This window comes from Hydrogenobaculum sp. (assembly GCF_049967395.1).
Classification (GTDB): Bacteria; Aquificota; Aquificia; order Aquificales; family Aquificaceae; genus Hydrogenobaculum.
Genome location: NZ_JBMFST010000040.1, coordinates 1 through 14,023, shown reverse-complemented (window position 1 = coordinate 14,023; position 14,023 = coordinate 1). Strand labels below are relative to the sequence as shown.

Below are 14,023 nucleotides of genomic sequence, written 5' to 3'. Positions count from 1 at the left end.
TGATGAATTTTCTAAAGATGATAACAACGGCTAGCAAAAGAGCAAAAAGGTTTATATTGATGATAGCGAGAAAAGCGTATATGTTTATAGAAGGGTTATGTTTTAAATTTAGTACAAAACCTACGTTTGAAGCTAATACTATTAATAATACTAAAAGCCCTAAAACTAAATTAACTTTTTTCTTGAATGTGTTTATGTTTAACCATCTCACCTTGCACCAGATATATAGCCATCTCCGCTACGTTTTCAGCGTGATCGGCTATCCTTTCAAAATGCCTAGCCACCATCTCCAAAGATATAGCTCTTTTTATATTTCTTTGATCTTCCATAACATATGTTATAAGCTCTCTTTCAAGCTGGTGGTAAAGCTCATCTACCATATCATCCCTTTGAATAACTTTTTTAGCTAACTCTGTATCTTTTTGTAAAAAGCTTATAACACTATCGCTAACCATCTCCTTTGCTATATCAGACATCATAGTAAGATTTATATAAGGTTTTAAAGGCGGCTCTTGAGAAAGCAGTATAGAGCGCTGGGCTACGTTTTCTGCTTCATCTGCCATACGCTCAAGGTCTGATACAATTTTATATACCCCCATTACAAACCTAAGGTCGCTAGCTTCTGGTTGATAAAGGGCTACCATTCTTATGCAATCTTGCTCTATTTTAACTTCCATCAAATCTATATCATCATCTCCCTTGATGACCTCTTCAGCTAAATCTACATTTTGATCTAGCAAAGATTTCATGGCTTTTTCTATGGCAGTTTGCACCATAGAAGCCATTTTTATAAGTTCTTTTTTTGTCTCTTCTAATTCTTCAAAAAACTTCATACATTAAATATTATAACCTTTTTGTTAAGATTTCGTTAATTTTTGTATTTGGCTTTTAATAAAACATAAAATAAAACGTTAGTTAAACATCTTATAGTTTAATATATGTTGAAGTATAGTATAAAATTGGTTGAATAATTATATAAAAAACTTCATATTTACATAAACTTAAGTGTAAAAACTACAACTTGCTCTTGACAAACAAAATAAAAAAATGTTAACCTTATACCCATGAGTTAGCGATATTAAAAATTTTTTAGGAGGTAGCTATCATGGGAAACCGTTTAGGTATTCTCATGAGCTTACTTCCAGGAATGAGGAAACATATAGCGCTAATACTTAGCGCTTTCCTGATTCTTGGCGTAGGCTCAGAAGCAAAAGCAAATACAGTCCAAAGGGACTGCTATTCTAAAACTGTTTATGTATCATGGTATGGACACTCAAGACGTGTTTATACTGCTAGCGGCAAGGTTTACAATCACGATCTTTATTTTGCCGCCTCTAAAACGCTGCCGTTTGGCACAATGCTTTTTGTAGAAAATCCAAGAAACCACAAATCCGTGGTGGTGAAAATAGTAGATAGAGGACCATACGTTAGAGGCAGAGCTTTAGATCTTTCATACGGAGCAGCTAAAGCCATAGGCATACTAGCTCAAGGAGTAGCAAGAGTAAGGGTAATGCCTCTAAGCTGTTCTTACGCCTATAAGAAAAAGGTGGATATAATAAAAGACATCATAAGGACATCTAGGGATTCGTAAGCTAGATATTTAAGTGGTGTTATTCATTTATGAAGCTGGTTATAATTGCCAACAGGATTCCTCTGGCTATCAGAGGAACAGACCCACTTACATTTGTTAGAAGCCCTGGTGGATTGGTATCGGGTATAGATGCTTTTATAAAATCCTAGCATATTTATAATCAAATAAGCTTATAATTATTATAATACGGGGTGTAGCTCAGGTGGTAGAGCACAGGCTTCGGGAGCCTGGGGCCGCAGGTTCAAGTCCTGTCACCCCGATGTTAGGGGATGTAGCTCAGTTGGGAGAGCGATGCCATCGCAAGGCATAGGTCGGGGGTTCAACTCCCCTCATCTCCATAATGCTTTGAATTGAATATAATAAACTGAATCGTCAGTCATATATCATAGAAAAACATCAACTACTTTATATAATAATATTGATATGAACCTAAAGGGTCTTGGGACCATAGCTATAAAACTCCTTACTGGGGACTCTGGTAAATTTTTTACTCTTATTATGGGTGTCGGATTTGCGGTTTTCTTGATGCTTCAAATGACATCTGTATTTTTTGGTGTTATAGCAAAATCAGGCTCTACTATATACGATACCGGCGCTGATATGTGGGTTATGGATAAAAGTGTGGACAACTCAAAAGACAATATACCACTTCCTGATTATGTGCTTGATTATGCAAGAAGCCTACCTGGAGTTCTTTACGCTGCTCCTATATACGTCGGAGCCGGAACTGTTAAACTTCCAAACGGAAGATACCAAGCCGTAGATATAGTGGGCCTTGACGACGTTTCTTTGATGGGAAGACCAATCATGATAAAGGGGAATATAAACGATATATATTCAAGTTATGCTTTTATAGCTATAAAAGATGCAGATTTAAAAAAGCTAGGCAATGTCCATATAGGCTCTACATTTGAGATAAACGATCATAAAGGGGTGATTGTGGGATTTGGCAAAAATCCAATGTCTGGGCTTTTCGGAAACCCAACCTTATATACTACCTATACAAGAGCTACAGAAGATTTACCTACTACAAGGTTTACGATATCTTACGTACTTTTAAAGATTAAAAGCCCCAAATACATACCGGAGATTAAAAAAGCTATAGATAAGCTTGGTTATAGAGCCTTAACCTCTAAAGAATTTACCAAGATAAACGCCCATTTTTACATGTTTAAAACAGGTTTTGGTATGAACGTGCTCATCATGACACTGGTAAGTTTTATAGTAGGTCTTTCCATAGCAGGTCAAACGTTTTATACCTTTGTCTTGGAAAATCTTGAAAAATTTGGAGCTTTAAAAGCCATAGGTGCCACTAGAAAAGAGCTTGTTTTTATAATAGTAATTCAAGCGGTTTTGGTGGGTTTTGTTGGGTACGGGGTTGGAGTGCTTTTGTCTTCATCGATGATAGCTTTAGGACATCTTAAAATTCCAAATTATGCTGCTATGCTTGGATATGGTAATATGCTAGCAGCTTTGGTGATGGTTGTATTTATAACAGCCTTTGCCAGTTTTCTAGGGGTAAGAAAGGTGTTAAAAGTAGAGGCTTTTGAAGTGTTTAGGGGATAAGATGGATAACAAAAAGATATCCATACGAGTGCAAAATCTCACAAAATGCTTTGGCTCTGGTGAAGCAAAAACCTGTGCGGTTAAAAATGTTAGCTTAGACATATACTACGGTGAGATGCTTTACATAGTTGGGCCCTCTGGTTCTGGTAAAACCACATTTTTAAGCCTAATATCTGGGGTTTTAAGACCAGACAACGGTAAGGTGATAGTAAAAGACACAGACATATGGTCTTTGGATACAGATTCGCTGGCAAGGTTTAGATTAAACAACATAGGCTTTGTTTTCCAAGATTACCATCTTTTTCCTAGGTTGAGCGTTTTAGAAAATGTAGCCATACCTCTTATTTTAAAAGGTGAAGACTGGAACAAAGCCATAAATTTGGCAAAAGAGAAACTTCAAATGGCCCAGCTTCCAGAATCAAAATATGAATTACCAGCTTACAAGCTCTCTGGCGGGGAGCAGCAAAGAGTGGCAATAGCAAGAGCCCTTGCTACAAACCCTACCATACTTGCTTTGGATGAACCTACCGCCGCTTTAGACGGAGATACCGGTAAAAAAGTTATGCAGCTTATAAAAGAAAGAATGCTTACACCAGAAAGGACTATATTGGTTATAACCCACGACAGCAGGATATTTGAAGATGCCACTAGAATAGTGCATATGGAAGACGGTGTTATAAAAGAGGCTTCTTTAAATGAAATACATTAGATTTTTGGCTTTTAGGAGGCAAAAATGAACACGAAAACAAAAATTTTGATAGCTTTGGCTATTCTTGGTATCATAGCTGGAATTATAAGTGCTCACATATACGGCTCGGCTCCGAAACCGCCACCACCCGTATATATGACAAAAAATCCTTTTAAAAACGGTGTTTATGCAAACGGCATAATAGAACCAGTCCAAGCCAGTGGTGAAAGCATAAATGTATACCCTGAGGTATCTGGAAATGTAACAAAAGTATTTGTAAAGTATGGGGAGTTTGTGCAGAAAGGACAGCCTCTTTTCCAAGTGGATGACAGCGTACAAGCTCAAACGGTAAAACAGCTTTACCATCAGGTGCAAGCAGACTACACAAAGTATCAAGAGCTTTTACATGAACCAAGACCTCAAGTTTTGGCCGTTTCAAAGGCTCAAGTAGATTATGCCAAAGCGCAGCTTGATTATGCAAAATCAAACTATGAAAAGCTTTTAAACTCTTACAAGCTAAACCCAAAATCTGTATCAAAACAAGATTTGGACAACGCAAAAAACGCTTTAAAAGAGGCAAAAGAGAATCTAAAAGTAGCCATTAAAAACTATGAACTCACAAAGGCAGGGGCTTGGAGCTACGATATAAAAACCCAGTATCAACTTTACAAAGCCGATGAGCATGCTTATCAAAGCGCTTTGGAGCTTTTAAAAAGATATACGGTAAAAGCACCGGTATCTGGCACCGTTTTGGAGCTAAACGTTGAAAAAGGTGACTACGTATCGCCCTCTGGCGTTTATTATACTTATACACATTCCTATGTTACACCTGTAAGGCTTGGCCAAAGTCCCAACGGAGAGCTTCAAGTTAGAGCGTTTATAGATGAAATACTTCTTGCAAAGCTTCCGCCTATCAAAGATTTAAAGGCTGTTATGTTTATAAGGGGAACAAACGTATCTGTACCGCTTAAATTTGTAGCGGTAGAACCATACGTTACACCAAAGATAGAACTATCAGACCAAGCTACTGAAAGAGTGGATGTGAGAGTGCTACCAGTAATATTTAGATTTAAAAAGCCTAAAAACGTAAACCTTTATCCAGGACAGCTTGTGGATATATATTTAGAGGGCAAATGATATGAAAAAGAGCATTTTGGCACTCACGTTGGCGTCTTTTTTATTTAGTTCTTGCGCTTTTTATGCAAAGCCAACAAACGTATCTATAAAGTATCCAAGCGCTTTTAAAGAAAAGCTTTCAAAATATGAAAAAGACCAAAACCTTTACAAGGATTGGTGGAAAACTTTCAACGATAAAACACTAGATTACTACGTAGACTTAGCTCTTAAAAACAATACAAACTACCTTATAGCTCTTAAAAATATAGAACTCTCAAAGGCTTACGCATTGGAAAACTCCTCTGTCCTATTTCCAAGCTTTAATCTAAACGCCTCTGCCACAAAAGAAAAATTGTCTAGACGCACACCCACCGGGAGGTTTTTTAACATCCCCCCTTATACCACCTACAACCTTTCTGTAAATGCTTCTTATGAGATTGACCTTTTTGCAAAGGCTCTAAACGCCTACAGATACTACAAGGAAAATGTAAAAATATCAAAAGAAGAAGCCAAAGCCATCAAAAACGCCCTTGTTATGAACGCCGTAAACAACTATTATCAAATAGTAGAAAACGCACATTATATTAGGCTTTTAGAAAAAGAAATAACTATAGCAAAGAAAAACTTGGAGATAGCAAAAACAAATTACAAAGCTGGGCTCACATCTTATCAAAGTGTAGACCAAGCTAAAAGCTCATTGCTAAATTTAGAACAAACGTTAGAAACCTACGAAGCCCAAAGAAAGGTGTTGGTAAACGCCTTTGCTTACCTTTTGGGAGAGTATCCAGAGGATTTTAAATTTTCAATATACGGCACTATGCCTAAGAGCTTTGCGATACCAAATGCTATTCCATCAACGGTATTAGCGACAAGACCTGATGTAAAAGAGGCTATGTATAACGTTATATCAAGTGCCTATCAGAAGAAAGTGGCTTTGGCGAACTTCTTTCCCTCTTTCAATCTCACTGGAAGCTACGGCTATCAATCTCAAAAACTAAACGAACTCATTACACAACCAAGCATATCCTGGAATTTTGGTCTTGATATCTTAACTCCTATACTAAACTGGAATCAAAACTTAGGTTTATACAAAGCCTCAAAAGTAGAACTAGCTGAAAGCATATTAAACTATAGACAAACTGTTCTAAACGCTTTTAAGGAAGTGGATGACGCCATAGCTCAATACAAAACAGATGATATTAATTATAAAAGCCTAAAAAAATCATATCAAACTACCTTGGATCAATACCGTATAGCTCTTGCAAATTACAGAGCAGGGCTTATAACATACGCAAGCTTACTAAATTATAAAACAAACTTAATTGAATCTAGAAAAGCCCTTCTAAATCAGAAGTTAAAGCTTATACAAGATATATCATCTCTTTACAACGTCTTGGGGTATTAGCTTAACTCTTTCTCTAAATATTCTTTTAGCATATCAGAGCTTTCCACTTTCGTTATCACACCAGCTTTTATAAAAGATATATCACCTGTTTCTTCGGATACCACCACTGCTATAGCGTCTGACTCTTCGGTTATACCTACCGCAGCCCTGTGTCTTGTGCCGTATTTTTTTGGAAGGTCTTTATTTTTTGATAAAGGCAAAACACAAGAAGCATACAATATTTTATCTTCTTTTATTACAACGGCACCATCGTGCAAAGGTGTCATAGGATAAAATATCGTTATGAGAAGTTCTACAGATACAGCAGCATCTATATAAGAGCAGCCATCTATGATATCTTCTAAGCTTTGGCTTCTTTCTATGACTATGAGAGCTCCTATTTGCCTTTGGGATAAAAAAGAGCAGGCCATCGCTATACGCTCTATCACCTTTTGGGTGGCTTGAGTGTTTTTTTGGATACTTGTTCTTTCTCCTAATCTTGATAGCGCTCTTCTTATCTCTGGTTGGAATATTATAACAAGAACCACTATACCTAAAGTCCAAAGTTTTTCAAAAATAAAAGACATCGTCTTAAGCCCTAAGGCTTCAGACAACATCCAAATAAGAGCTATTACAATTACACCCTTTAGTATTTGGCCCCCTCTTGATTTTGCCATGTAGTATATAACTTCGTATACAAGAAAATAGACTAAAGCAATATCTATAATATCTTTAAAGGTGATAAAATGAAGTATCTCACGCATAATGATAATTCCTTACTGCATCCAAAAGCGCTATAAACTCCTTGGTAGCGGCTACATCGTGCGTTCTTACAATATGGCAAGCGTTTTTTGTGATGCTCTGAGCTATAGACCCAAGACTTCCAATAAGCCTTTGCTCTGGACCTGGCATAGACTCTTTTTGTAAAAACTCTTTTATCACTATACCTATAAAAGATTTTCTTGAAGTACCTATAAGAATTGGCCTATCAAGACTTCTAAAAGCCTCTATCTGATTTAAAATTTCTAAGTTGTGCATAGGTTTTTTGGCAAAGCCTATACATGGGTCTAAGATAATTCCATTAAAAAGATTATATCCAAGTTCTAAAAGCTTCGTTTCTTGGCTTTTAAAATGATTTATAATCTCAAGAGTTATATCCTCATACTCAAAATCTGTATGAGGCCACTGATTTGGTTTGTATGATGAAGAATGTCCTATGATGTAAGGGCAGTTGTAGATAGCTATAGTTTTTAGCATATCATCATCAAAAACTCCACCGCTTATATCGTTTATAATATCTGCACCCTCTTCAAGGCATACTCTAGCAGTATTAGAAAAATACGTATCTATAGATATCCACACGTTTTTAAACTCTTTTCTTATCTTTTTTAAGGGTTCTAAAAGCTTATAAACTTCTTCCTCAGAAGTTATTTCCTCTGCACCCGGTCTAGTAGACTGAGCTCCTATATCTATTATATCTGCACCTTCTTTTATAAACTCTTCCACTCTAAAAAGTATATCTTTCTCATCTACTCTTGAAGGCGGGTAAAAGGAATCCTTGGTTATATTTATAACTCCCATTACAAGTGGCCTCATGTCTGAAAGGTGCAAAACTTTTGTATTGTAAGATACGTTGTAGCGATGCTCTTTATCAAAATTAACGATATGCTTTATAAGTTCTTGAGCTATTCTTGGTTTTGTGGCTTTTAAAAGCTCAAAAATACTAAACTTGTTTCCTATAACAAACGCATATTTCCCCTGATTGTGGCAAAATACACCAAAACGAGCGGCATTTTCCAACACATTTTTTTCTAAAAAGCCCTCAAACTTTACAGCGTAAGATGGCACTATCTTGGATACGTCTTCTGTTTTAATACTGTAATGAATATTTCTCTTTATATATACGTGAACCTCTTTTGATGTGTTTAAAAATGTTATTTTCATCAGTGCATTTTTATGAGCTTTGCGGTTTTATAAATTTTTATATACTCTTGGACACTTCTTCTCCAAGAAAAATCCTGAGACATAGCATTCGAAACAATGTTATACCATTCGTTGTCCTCTGGAATATACTTTTTCTGATAAACTATCATAGCCCTTGCCATAGTATAAAGAAAATCTTTGTAAGTGTAATCTTCAAAGGAAAAACCGGTACCGTGCTCGTTATCTTCGTGATAATCTACAACAGTATCAGCCAACCCTCCAGTTTTATGCACTATTGGTATAGCTCCGTATCTCATAGCAATCATTTGGCCTATACCGCAAGGTTCGTATTCAGAGGGCATCAAAAACATATCAGCTCCAGCGTAAAGCTTTCTGGATAATATATCGTTATACTCTATTCTGGCTGCAACGTAACCCATGTTTCTTTTAACCATATCAAGCACTTTACCCTGATAATAATAATCTCCAGAGCCTAAAAATATAAAATCGTACCCTATTTTTACAGCATCGTCTATCGCTTTTTCTATCAAATCAAGCCCTTTTTGTTTTGCAAGCCTTGCTATAAAAGCTGCCAAAGGCCTTGTGTGAGGTGTTTCAAGCCCAAAAAGTTCTTTTACATATATTTTATTTTTTTCTTTGCCCGCTTTAAAGGTATTAATATCGTAGTTTTGATGCAAGCTTTTATCTGTGGCGGGGTTCCAAGATTCGGTGTCTATTCCGTTTAAAATCCCAAAAACGTATCTTTTCTCCCTCAGCACACCCTCAAGGCCAAAGCCCATATTTGTTTGAATTTCTTTAGCGTGCGTTTTGCTTACAGTGGTTATAACATCAGAATGCACTATGCCGCCTTTTAAAAAATTAACCTGATTGTAAAATTCTAAATCTTCTGGATTGAAAAGTTCCCACGGTATACCTATTTGAGGCAAAATATAACTCGGAAATATACCTTGAAAAGCTATGTTGTGTATAGTAAGCACAGTAGCAGTCTCTTCAAGATGCTTAAAATATAAATCTTTATAAACGGCCACCAGCGCTGTATGCCAATCGTGTATGTGTATTACATCTGGAGTGTGGCAAATATGAGACAGTGTTTCCAAAGAAGCCAACGAGAAAAAAGCAAACCTAAGATAATTGTCTTCGTAAGGACCTTTTGGAGTACCATAAACATATTCTCTTCCAAAAAACGTCTTTTGGTCTATGAGAAATATGTCTATATTGTCTAATTGGGTTTTATATATATGAAAATCGTAATACACACCGCCTAAATTTAACGTATGTTGTGTGATGAATTGAACATTTTTGGCTTTTATTGATTTATAAAACGGAAGTATTACCGAAACTTGATGCCCTAAGTTTACAAGCTCTTTTGCCAAGGACTGGACCACATCACCCAACCCACCCACCTTCACCAGAGGCTCGCATTCAGTAGCCACGAAACATATGTTCATATTTTAATTTTACCATACAAACAACGCCTTTAAGAAACAAAAAATTATATAATATTTACATGGAGAACAAAGATACTGCAAGCGAAGAGTTAATAGGTATAGAAGATTTTTCAAAGATAAAACTGGCTTTAGCTAAAGTTTTAGATGTGGAAGAAGTGCCAAAATCCGATAAGCTTTTAAAATTGGAAGTAAAGATAGGAGATGAAAAAAGGACAATATTAGCAGGGATAAAACAGTATTACAACAAAGAGGAATTGGTTGGTAAAAAAATCCTCGTAGTATACAATTTAAAACCAAGAAAAATGATGGGCTTTGAATCTCAGGGAATGGTATTAGCCCTGTCAGATGGGGAGAACTTCTCCTTAATAGTGCCAGACAAAGATGTAAAAGACGGCACTTTTGCAAGATGATACATATAACCTTTTTTCAATACGCGTTATCAGTAATATCCGGCGTATTGGTAGGGCTTATACTTTCTCTTATAGGAGGCGGTGGTTCTATATTGGCGGTTCCGCTATTGCTTTATTTTGTAGGTCTTGACAATCAAAATCTAAACCCTGAAGAAGATGATGCAGTAAAACATCTTGCCATAGGCAGTACGGCATTGGCAGTAGGTATAAACGCATTCATTAACTCTATATTTCATTTCAAACATGGAAATGTAAGCATAAAAGAAGGTTTTATATTTGCAATTCCTGGTATAGTTGGCTCTTTTTTAGGGGCGTCTTTAGGAGCATCTCTAAAAGGTAAAGACCTGCTGATAGCCTTTGGTTTTATGATGATAGCTATCGCTTTCTACGTAATGTCTACCAAAGAAAAGAAAGAGTTTCACAAAGAAGGTGTTGCGGGAAATCCTATTTTAATAGCTTTGTCTGGATTTTTTGTCGGTATTCTATCAGGGTTTTTTGGTATAGGCGGTGGTTTTTTGATAGTACCGGCTTTACTCTTTAGCACCAACTTAAGCACTATAAAAGCCATTGGCACCTCTTTGATATCGGTAGGTATGTTTGGAATAACAACCGCTATAGTATACGCCACAAAGCACGAGGTAGATTTTCTCATAGCTATCTGTTATCTAGCGGGTGGTTTTTTGGGCGGGTTTTTAGGTGTGAAACTGGCAACTCGGTTAAACGCAAAAAAACTAAAAACCTTTTATGCTGTAGCAGTTATACTTGTAGGCTTATATATTATATACAAAAACATAAGATAATCAATCTAGCTTTCTTAAAATCTCTCTTAAAGAGGATACAGAGTACTGAATCGCTTTGTCCTCTTTTACCTCCTTTTCTATCTTTTTGATAGAATGGTTAACGCTGGAATGAGATTTTATGTTAAAAGCCTTTGCTATCTCAGCAAGGGAAAAGCCAGTAAACTCCCTTGATAAAAAGATAGCTATATGTTTTGCCGTAGCGTACTTTTTGTTTTTATAGCTTTTATTAAAAATATCTATACTAACGTTGAAATAGTTTGCTACGGCTTTTTTAATCTTGTCTATGCTTATTTCTTTTGGTTTGCTGGTATTTGGCATCCTTTGGTCTAAGCCCGTGGCAGAGTTATAAGCTTCTAATATAGAAACGCCCTTTGCCTTTATCTGAAGCACAAGACCTTCAATCTCCCTAGCGTTGTTGGTGGTATTGTCTTTTATATAGGATATAAGCCTTTCGTCTACGTTTAACCCATAAATCTGAATTTTTTGCTTTATAATGGATAGCTTTATTTGATCGTCTATACTTGTTTCCACCAAAAGACCACCCTCAAATCTGCTTACAAGCCTTTCGGAGATATCTTTTATATCCCTTGGATGCTTATCGCTTGCAAATACTATATGCTTGTTGTATTGAAAAAGATAGTTAAATATGTTAAAAAGTTCCATCTGCGTGCGTTCTTTACCAGACAAAAACTGTATGTCATCTATAAGTAAAATATCTACGCCTTTGTATTTTTCTCTAAAGCTTATTATGTTGCCAGCTTTTAAATAATATACCATCTCCTCTGTAAAATCATTCATGGATATATATATAACGCTTCTTCCAAGAGAGTAAGCTCTGTTACCTATCGCTTGCAAAAGATGCGTTTTGCCACTTCCTACTTTCCCATATATAAAAAGAGGATTATATATAGAATTCTCGTCTGTAGCCACTTCTAAAGAAGCCCTATAGGCCACTTCGTTTTGCTTGCCCACTATAAAGTTATCAAACGTATACTTAGAAGATATACCTTCTTTAAAAGCACTCTTATTTTTTACATCTTTGTCTATGGCGCTATGCTCATCAACACCATCGCCGTAGGCCGTGGCATACTTGTAAGCTGAATAACTTGTGTCCATATCAGAATTGTTTTGCTCTTTTACCACAAGCTTTATAGAGAAGCCTTTCTTGTAAGCTTCATCTCTTAGCATGTTGCCAAGGGTTTGATGTATCCAGTTTTTTGATTGTTCTGTAGGGCATTCCAGTACTATGCTTTTTCCTTCAATAGCTACTGGTTTTAAGCTTTTAACAAGGGCCATTGTAGGTTTGTCAATTTTCTTACTTATACAAACAAGTATGTTGTCCCATATGTCTTTGCAGTCTTTCTCGGTATTTTTTTGATTTAAAAATCCTAAAACACCAAAAACTTCAATTTTCTTATTTACCCTTATTTTTTTAAATTGGTTTAGGTTCTTGTTCATATCTTTTAAATATATAGTCCTATGCAGTGCTAAAAATACAAAAAAACAGAAGCTTATCAATACCTTTTATATTTTTATCTAAATGCTTAAAGAACCTTAATAAAAAATTAATAAAACAAAATCCAGCTATTAAAATGAGGCATAAAACAGAAATTATGTTAAAAAAGTATGCTATACTTAATTGAATGATAGCACTTTTAACTGATTTTGGAACAGATGACCCCTTTGTAGGTATCGTAAAGGGAGTAATTTATTCTGTGGAAAAAAATGTTGAAATAATAGATATTACACATAATATAGATGCTTTCAACGTATTAAAAGGTGCTTTTTACTTATCTGCGTCTTACAAGTACTTTCCCAAAGAAACCGTATTTATGTGCGTGGTGGACCCAGGAGTTGGTTCCTCAAGATTACCAATAGCTTGCAAATACAAAGATTTTTTCTTTGTAGGACCTATGAACGGTATCTTTGATATGGTGTTTGAAGAGACTCCTTACTGCGTTGATATATCAAATCACCCTTATGTATTAAAACCAGTATCAAGTACGTTCCACGGTAGAGACATTTTTGCCCCAGCATCAGCATGGATTCACAAACTAAGAAGTATAGATTTTTTAGGACCTTCAATTAAGTACCAATACAGTTTAAACATTCCTAAGCCAACATTTAAAGATGGTATAATAGAAGGCGTTATACTCTTTTACGATAGGTTTGGAAACGCCATTACAAACGTAAAATGCACAGAATTAAAATACGCTCTTATAGAAGATAAGAAAATAGATTACTTTGAGTATTTTTCAAAAGCTCCAAAAAACTACCCTGGTATTACCTGTGGAAGTTTTGGCTACATGGAATTTTTTATAAATCAAGGTTCTTTCAAAGATTTTATAAGTGCTAAAGATTTTAAGATAATAACATGAAGGGTAAAGAGTTTGAAGATATGGCTTTTTCATGGCTTTTAGAAAAAGGATACAAGGTGTTAAAAAGAAATTACAGATGCAAAAGAGGAGAGATAGATATAATAGCCACAAAATCAAACAAACTAATAGCCTTTGAAGTAAAAGGCAACAACACAAACCTATACGGACTTCCTCAAGATAGGATAGACAAAAAGAAGTTAGAAAGAATAAGACTTTGCCTTACAGAGTATGCGCTTTCAAACAACATAAGCCCAGATGATATCCAAATAGACGCTATCTTTATCTACAAAAATCAAATCTCACACTTAGAAAACGTATGCCTTTGGTAGAACACCTTTATATACACATACCCTACTGCTCATCAAAATGCCATTACTGTGATTTTTATTCTGTGGTAGAAAAAGAAGACGATTCTTATTTTGATATTCTAATAGAAGAACTCAAGCTTTACAACTTTGATTTTAACGTAAAAACCATATACTTTGGAGGCGGAACCCCCTCTATCTTTAAACCAAAATCCTACGATGAATTTTTCAAAAAGCTAAATCGCTTACTAGATTTATCAAAAGTAGAAGAGATAACAATGGAACTAAATCCAAAAGATTATGAAAAAGAAGATTTTAAAGCGCTTAAAGATGTTGGTATAAATAGACTTAGCTTTGGTGTGCAAAGCTTTAACGAAAAACATCTTTTGTGGC

General features: G+C 35.6%; 15 protein-coding genes, 2 tRNA genes and 1 pseudogene. 12 read left to right on the top strand and 6 right to left on the bottom strand.

Features of this window, described 5'->3' with window-relative positions; genetic code table 11:
• Positions 1-211, bottom strand: a pseudogene (locus ACP5S8_RS06310) (histidine kinase); the annotation flags it as partial.
• A complete protein-coding gene (gene phoU / locus ACP5S8_RS06305) occupies positions 171-833 on the bottom strand; it encodes a phosphate signaling complex protein PhoU (protein WP_461876137.1) in 663 nt (220 codons plus the stop codon). The gene phoU and the pseudogene ACP5S8_RS06310, both read right to left, overlap by 41 nt.
• Before the next feature lie 272 nt (positions 834-1,105).
• On the opposite strand from phoU, the gene ACP5S8_RS06300 reads away from it, so the two are divergent.
• The 7 genes from ACP5S8_RS06300 to ACP5S8_RS06270 all read left to right on the top strand — a co-directional run bounded on the left by ACP5S8_RS06300 (position 1,106) and on the right by ACP5S8_RS06270 (position 6,366).
• Positions 1,106-1,591, top strand: a complete 486-nt coding sequence (locus ACP5S8_RS06300) for a septal ring lytic transglycosylase RlpA family protein (RefSeq protein WP_461876136.1) — start codon at positions 1,106-1,108, stop codon at positions 1,589-1,591.
• A 187-nt stretch (positions 1,592-1,778) separates the two neighbouring features.
• Positions 1,779-1,851 (top strand) — tRNA-Pro (locus ACP5S8_RS06295).
• Between the two features lie 5 nt (positions 1,852-1,856).
• Positions 1,857-1,929, top strand: a tRNA-Ala gene (locus tag ACP5S8_RS06290).
• Positions 1,930-2,014: 85 nt separating this feature from the next.
• Positions 2,015-3,157 carry an ABC transporter permease gene (locus tag ACP5S8_RS06285; RefSeq protein WP_461876134.1) on the top strand — a complete coding sequence of 381 codons (1,143 nt, stop codon included), beginning with the start codon at positions 2,015-2,017 and terminating at the stop codon, positions 3,155-3,157.
• Position 3,158: 1 nt separating this feature from the next.
• Positions 3,159-3,866, top strand: coding sequence for an ABC transporter ATP-binding protein (locus tag ACP5S8_RS06280; protein ID WP_461869877.1), 708 nt, complete (start codon positions 3,159-3,161; stop codon positions 3,864-3,866).
• Positions 3,867-3,890: 24 nt separating this feature from the next.
• A complete protein-coding gene (locus ACP5S8_RS06275; RefSeq protein ID WP_461876132.1) occupies positions 3,891-4,982 on the top strand; it encodes an HlyD family secretion protein in 1,092 nt (363 codons plus the stop codon).
• Position 4,983: 1 nt separating this feature from the next.
• Positions 4,984-6,366: an efflux transporter outer membrane subunit gene (locus ACP5S8_RS06270; RefSeq protein WP_461876131.1), complete on the top strand. Its 1,383-nt coding sequence runs from the start codon at positions 4,984-4,986 to the stop codon at positions 6,364-6,366.
• On the opposite strand, the gene cdaA is transcribed toward ACP5S8_RS06270, so the two are convergent.
• Genes cdaA through ACP5S8_RS06255 form a run of 3 tightly spaced genes read right to left on the bottom strand, consistent with a single transcriptional unit; the run spans position 6,363 to position 9,737 of the window.
• On the bottom strand, positions 6,363-7,109 hold the full coding sequence (cdaA, locus tag ACP5S8_RS06265) for a diadenylate cyclase CdaA (RefSeq protein ID WP_461876130.1): 747 nt from the start codon (positions 7,107-7,109) through the stop codon (positions 6,363-6,365). The two genes, ACP5S8_RS06270 and cdaA, sit on opposite strands and share 4 nt — an antisense overlap.
• Positions 7,102-8,289, bottom strand: coding sequence for a dihydropteroate synthase (gene folP, locus ACP5S8_RS06260; RefSeq protein ID WP_461869873.1), 1,188 nt, complete (start codon positions 8,287-8,289; stop codon positions 7,102-7,104). Before folP ends, cdaA begins: the two co-directional genes overlap by 8 nt.
• Positions 8,289-9,737 carry a glycogen synthase gene (locus ACP5S8_RS06255; protein WP_461876129.1) on the bottom strand — a complete coding sequence of 483 codons (1,449 nt, stop codon included), beginning with the start codon at positions 9,735-9,737 and terminating at the stop codon, positions 8,289-8,291. The genes folP and ACP5S8_RS06255 overlap by 1 nt, the downstream gene beginning before the upstream one ends.
• Positions 9,738-9,796: 59 nt before the next feature.
• Here ACP5S8_RS06255 and metG point away from each other — a divergent pair, with 59 nt between their 5' ends.
• Together metG and ACP5S8_RS06245 are read left to right on the top strand one after the other, a co-directional pair.
• Positions 9,797-10,147, top strand: a complete 351-nt coding sequence (gene metG / locus ACP5S8_RS06250) for a methionine--tRNA ligase subunit beta (protein ID WP_461869871.1) — start codon at positions 9,797-9,799, stop codon at positions 10,145-10,147.
• Positions 10,144-10,947, top strand: a complete 804-nt coding sequence (locus ACP5S8_RS06245) for a sulfite exporter TauE/SafE family protein (RefSeq protein ID WP_461876128.1) — start codon at positions 10,144-10,146, stop codon at positions 10,945-10,947. Before metG ends, ACP5S8_RS06245 begins: the two co-directional genes overlap by 4 nt.
• On the opposite strand, the gene dnaA is transcribed toward ACP5S8_RS06245, so the two are convergent.
• Positions 10,948-12,405 carry a chromosomal replication initiator protein DnaA gene (gene dnaA / locus ACP5S8_RS06240; protein WP_461876127.1) on the bottom strand — a complete coding sequence of 486 codons (1,458 nt, stop codon included), beginning with the start codon at positions 12,403-12,405 and terminating at the stop codon, positions 10,948-10,950. It lies immediately after the preceding gene.
• Between the two features lie 185 nt (positions 12,406-12,590).
• Between dnaA and ACP5S8_RS06235 the strand changes: the two genes are divergently transcribed.
• From ACP5S8_RS06235 to ACP5S8_RS06225, 3 genes are all read left to right on the top strand, one after another.
• Positions 12,591-13,325, top strand: a complete 735-nt coding sequence (locus ACP5S8_RS06235) for an SAM hydrolase/SAM-dependent halogenase family protein (protein ID WP_461876126.1) — start codon at positions 12,591-12,593, stop codon at positions 13,323-13,325.
• Positions 13,322-13,654 carry a YraN family protein gene (locus ACP5S8_RS06230; RefSeq protein WP_461869866.1) on the top strand — a complete coding sequence of 111 codons (333 nt, stop codon included), beginning with the start codon at positions 13,322-13,324 and terminating at the stop codon, positions 13,652-13,654. The genes ACP5S8_RS06235 and ACP5S8_RS06230 overlap by 4 nt, the downstream gene beginning before the upstream one ends.
• On the top strand, positions 13,642-14,023 hold a 382-nt coding region (locus ACP5S8_RS06225; protein ID WP_461876125.1), incomplete at its 3' end, for a radical SAM protein. The genes ACP5S8_RS06230 and ACP5S8_RS06225, both read left to right, overlap by 13 nt.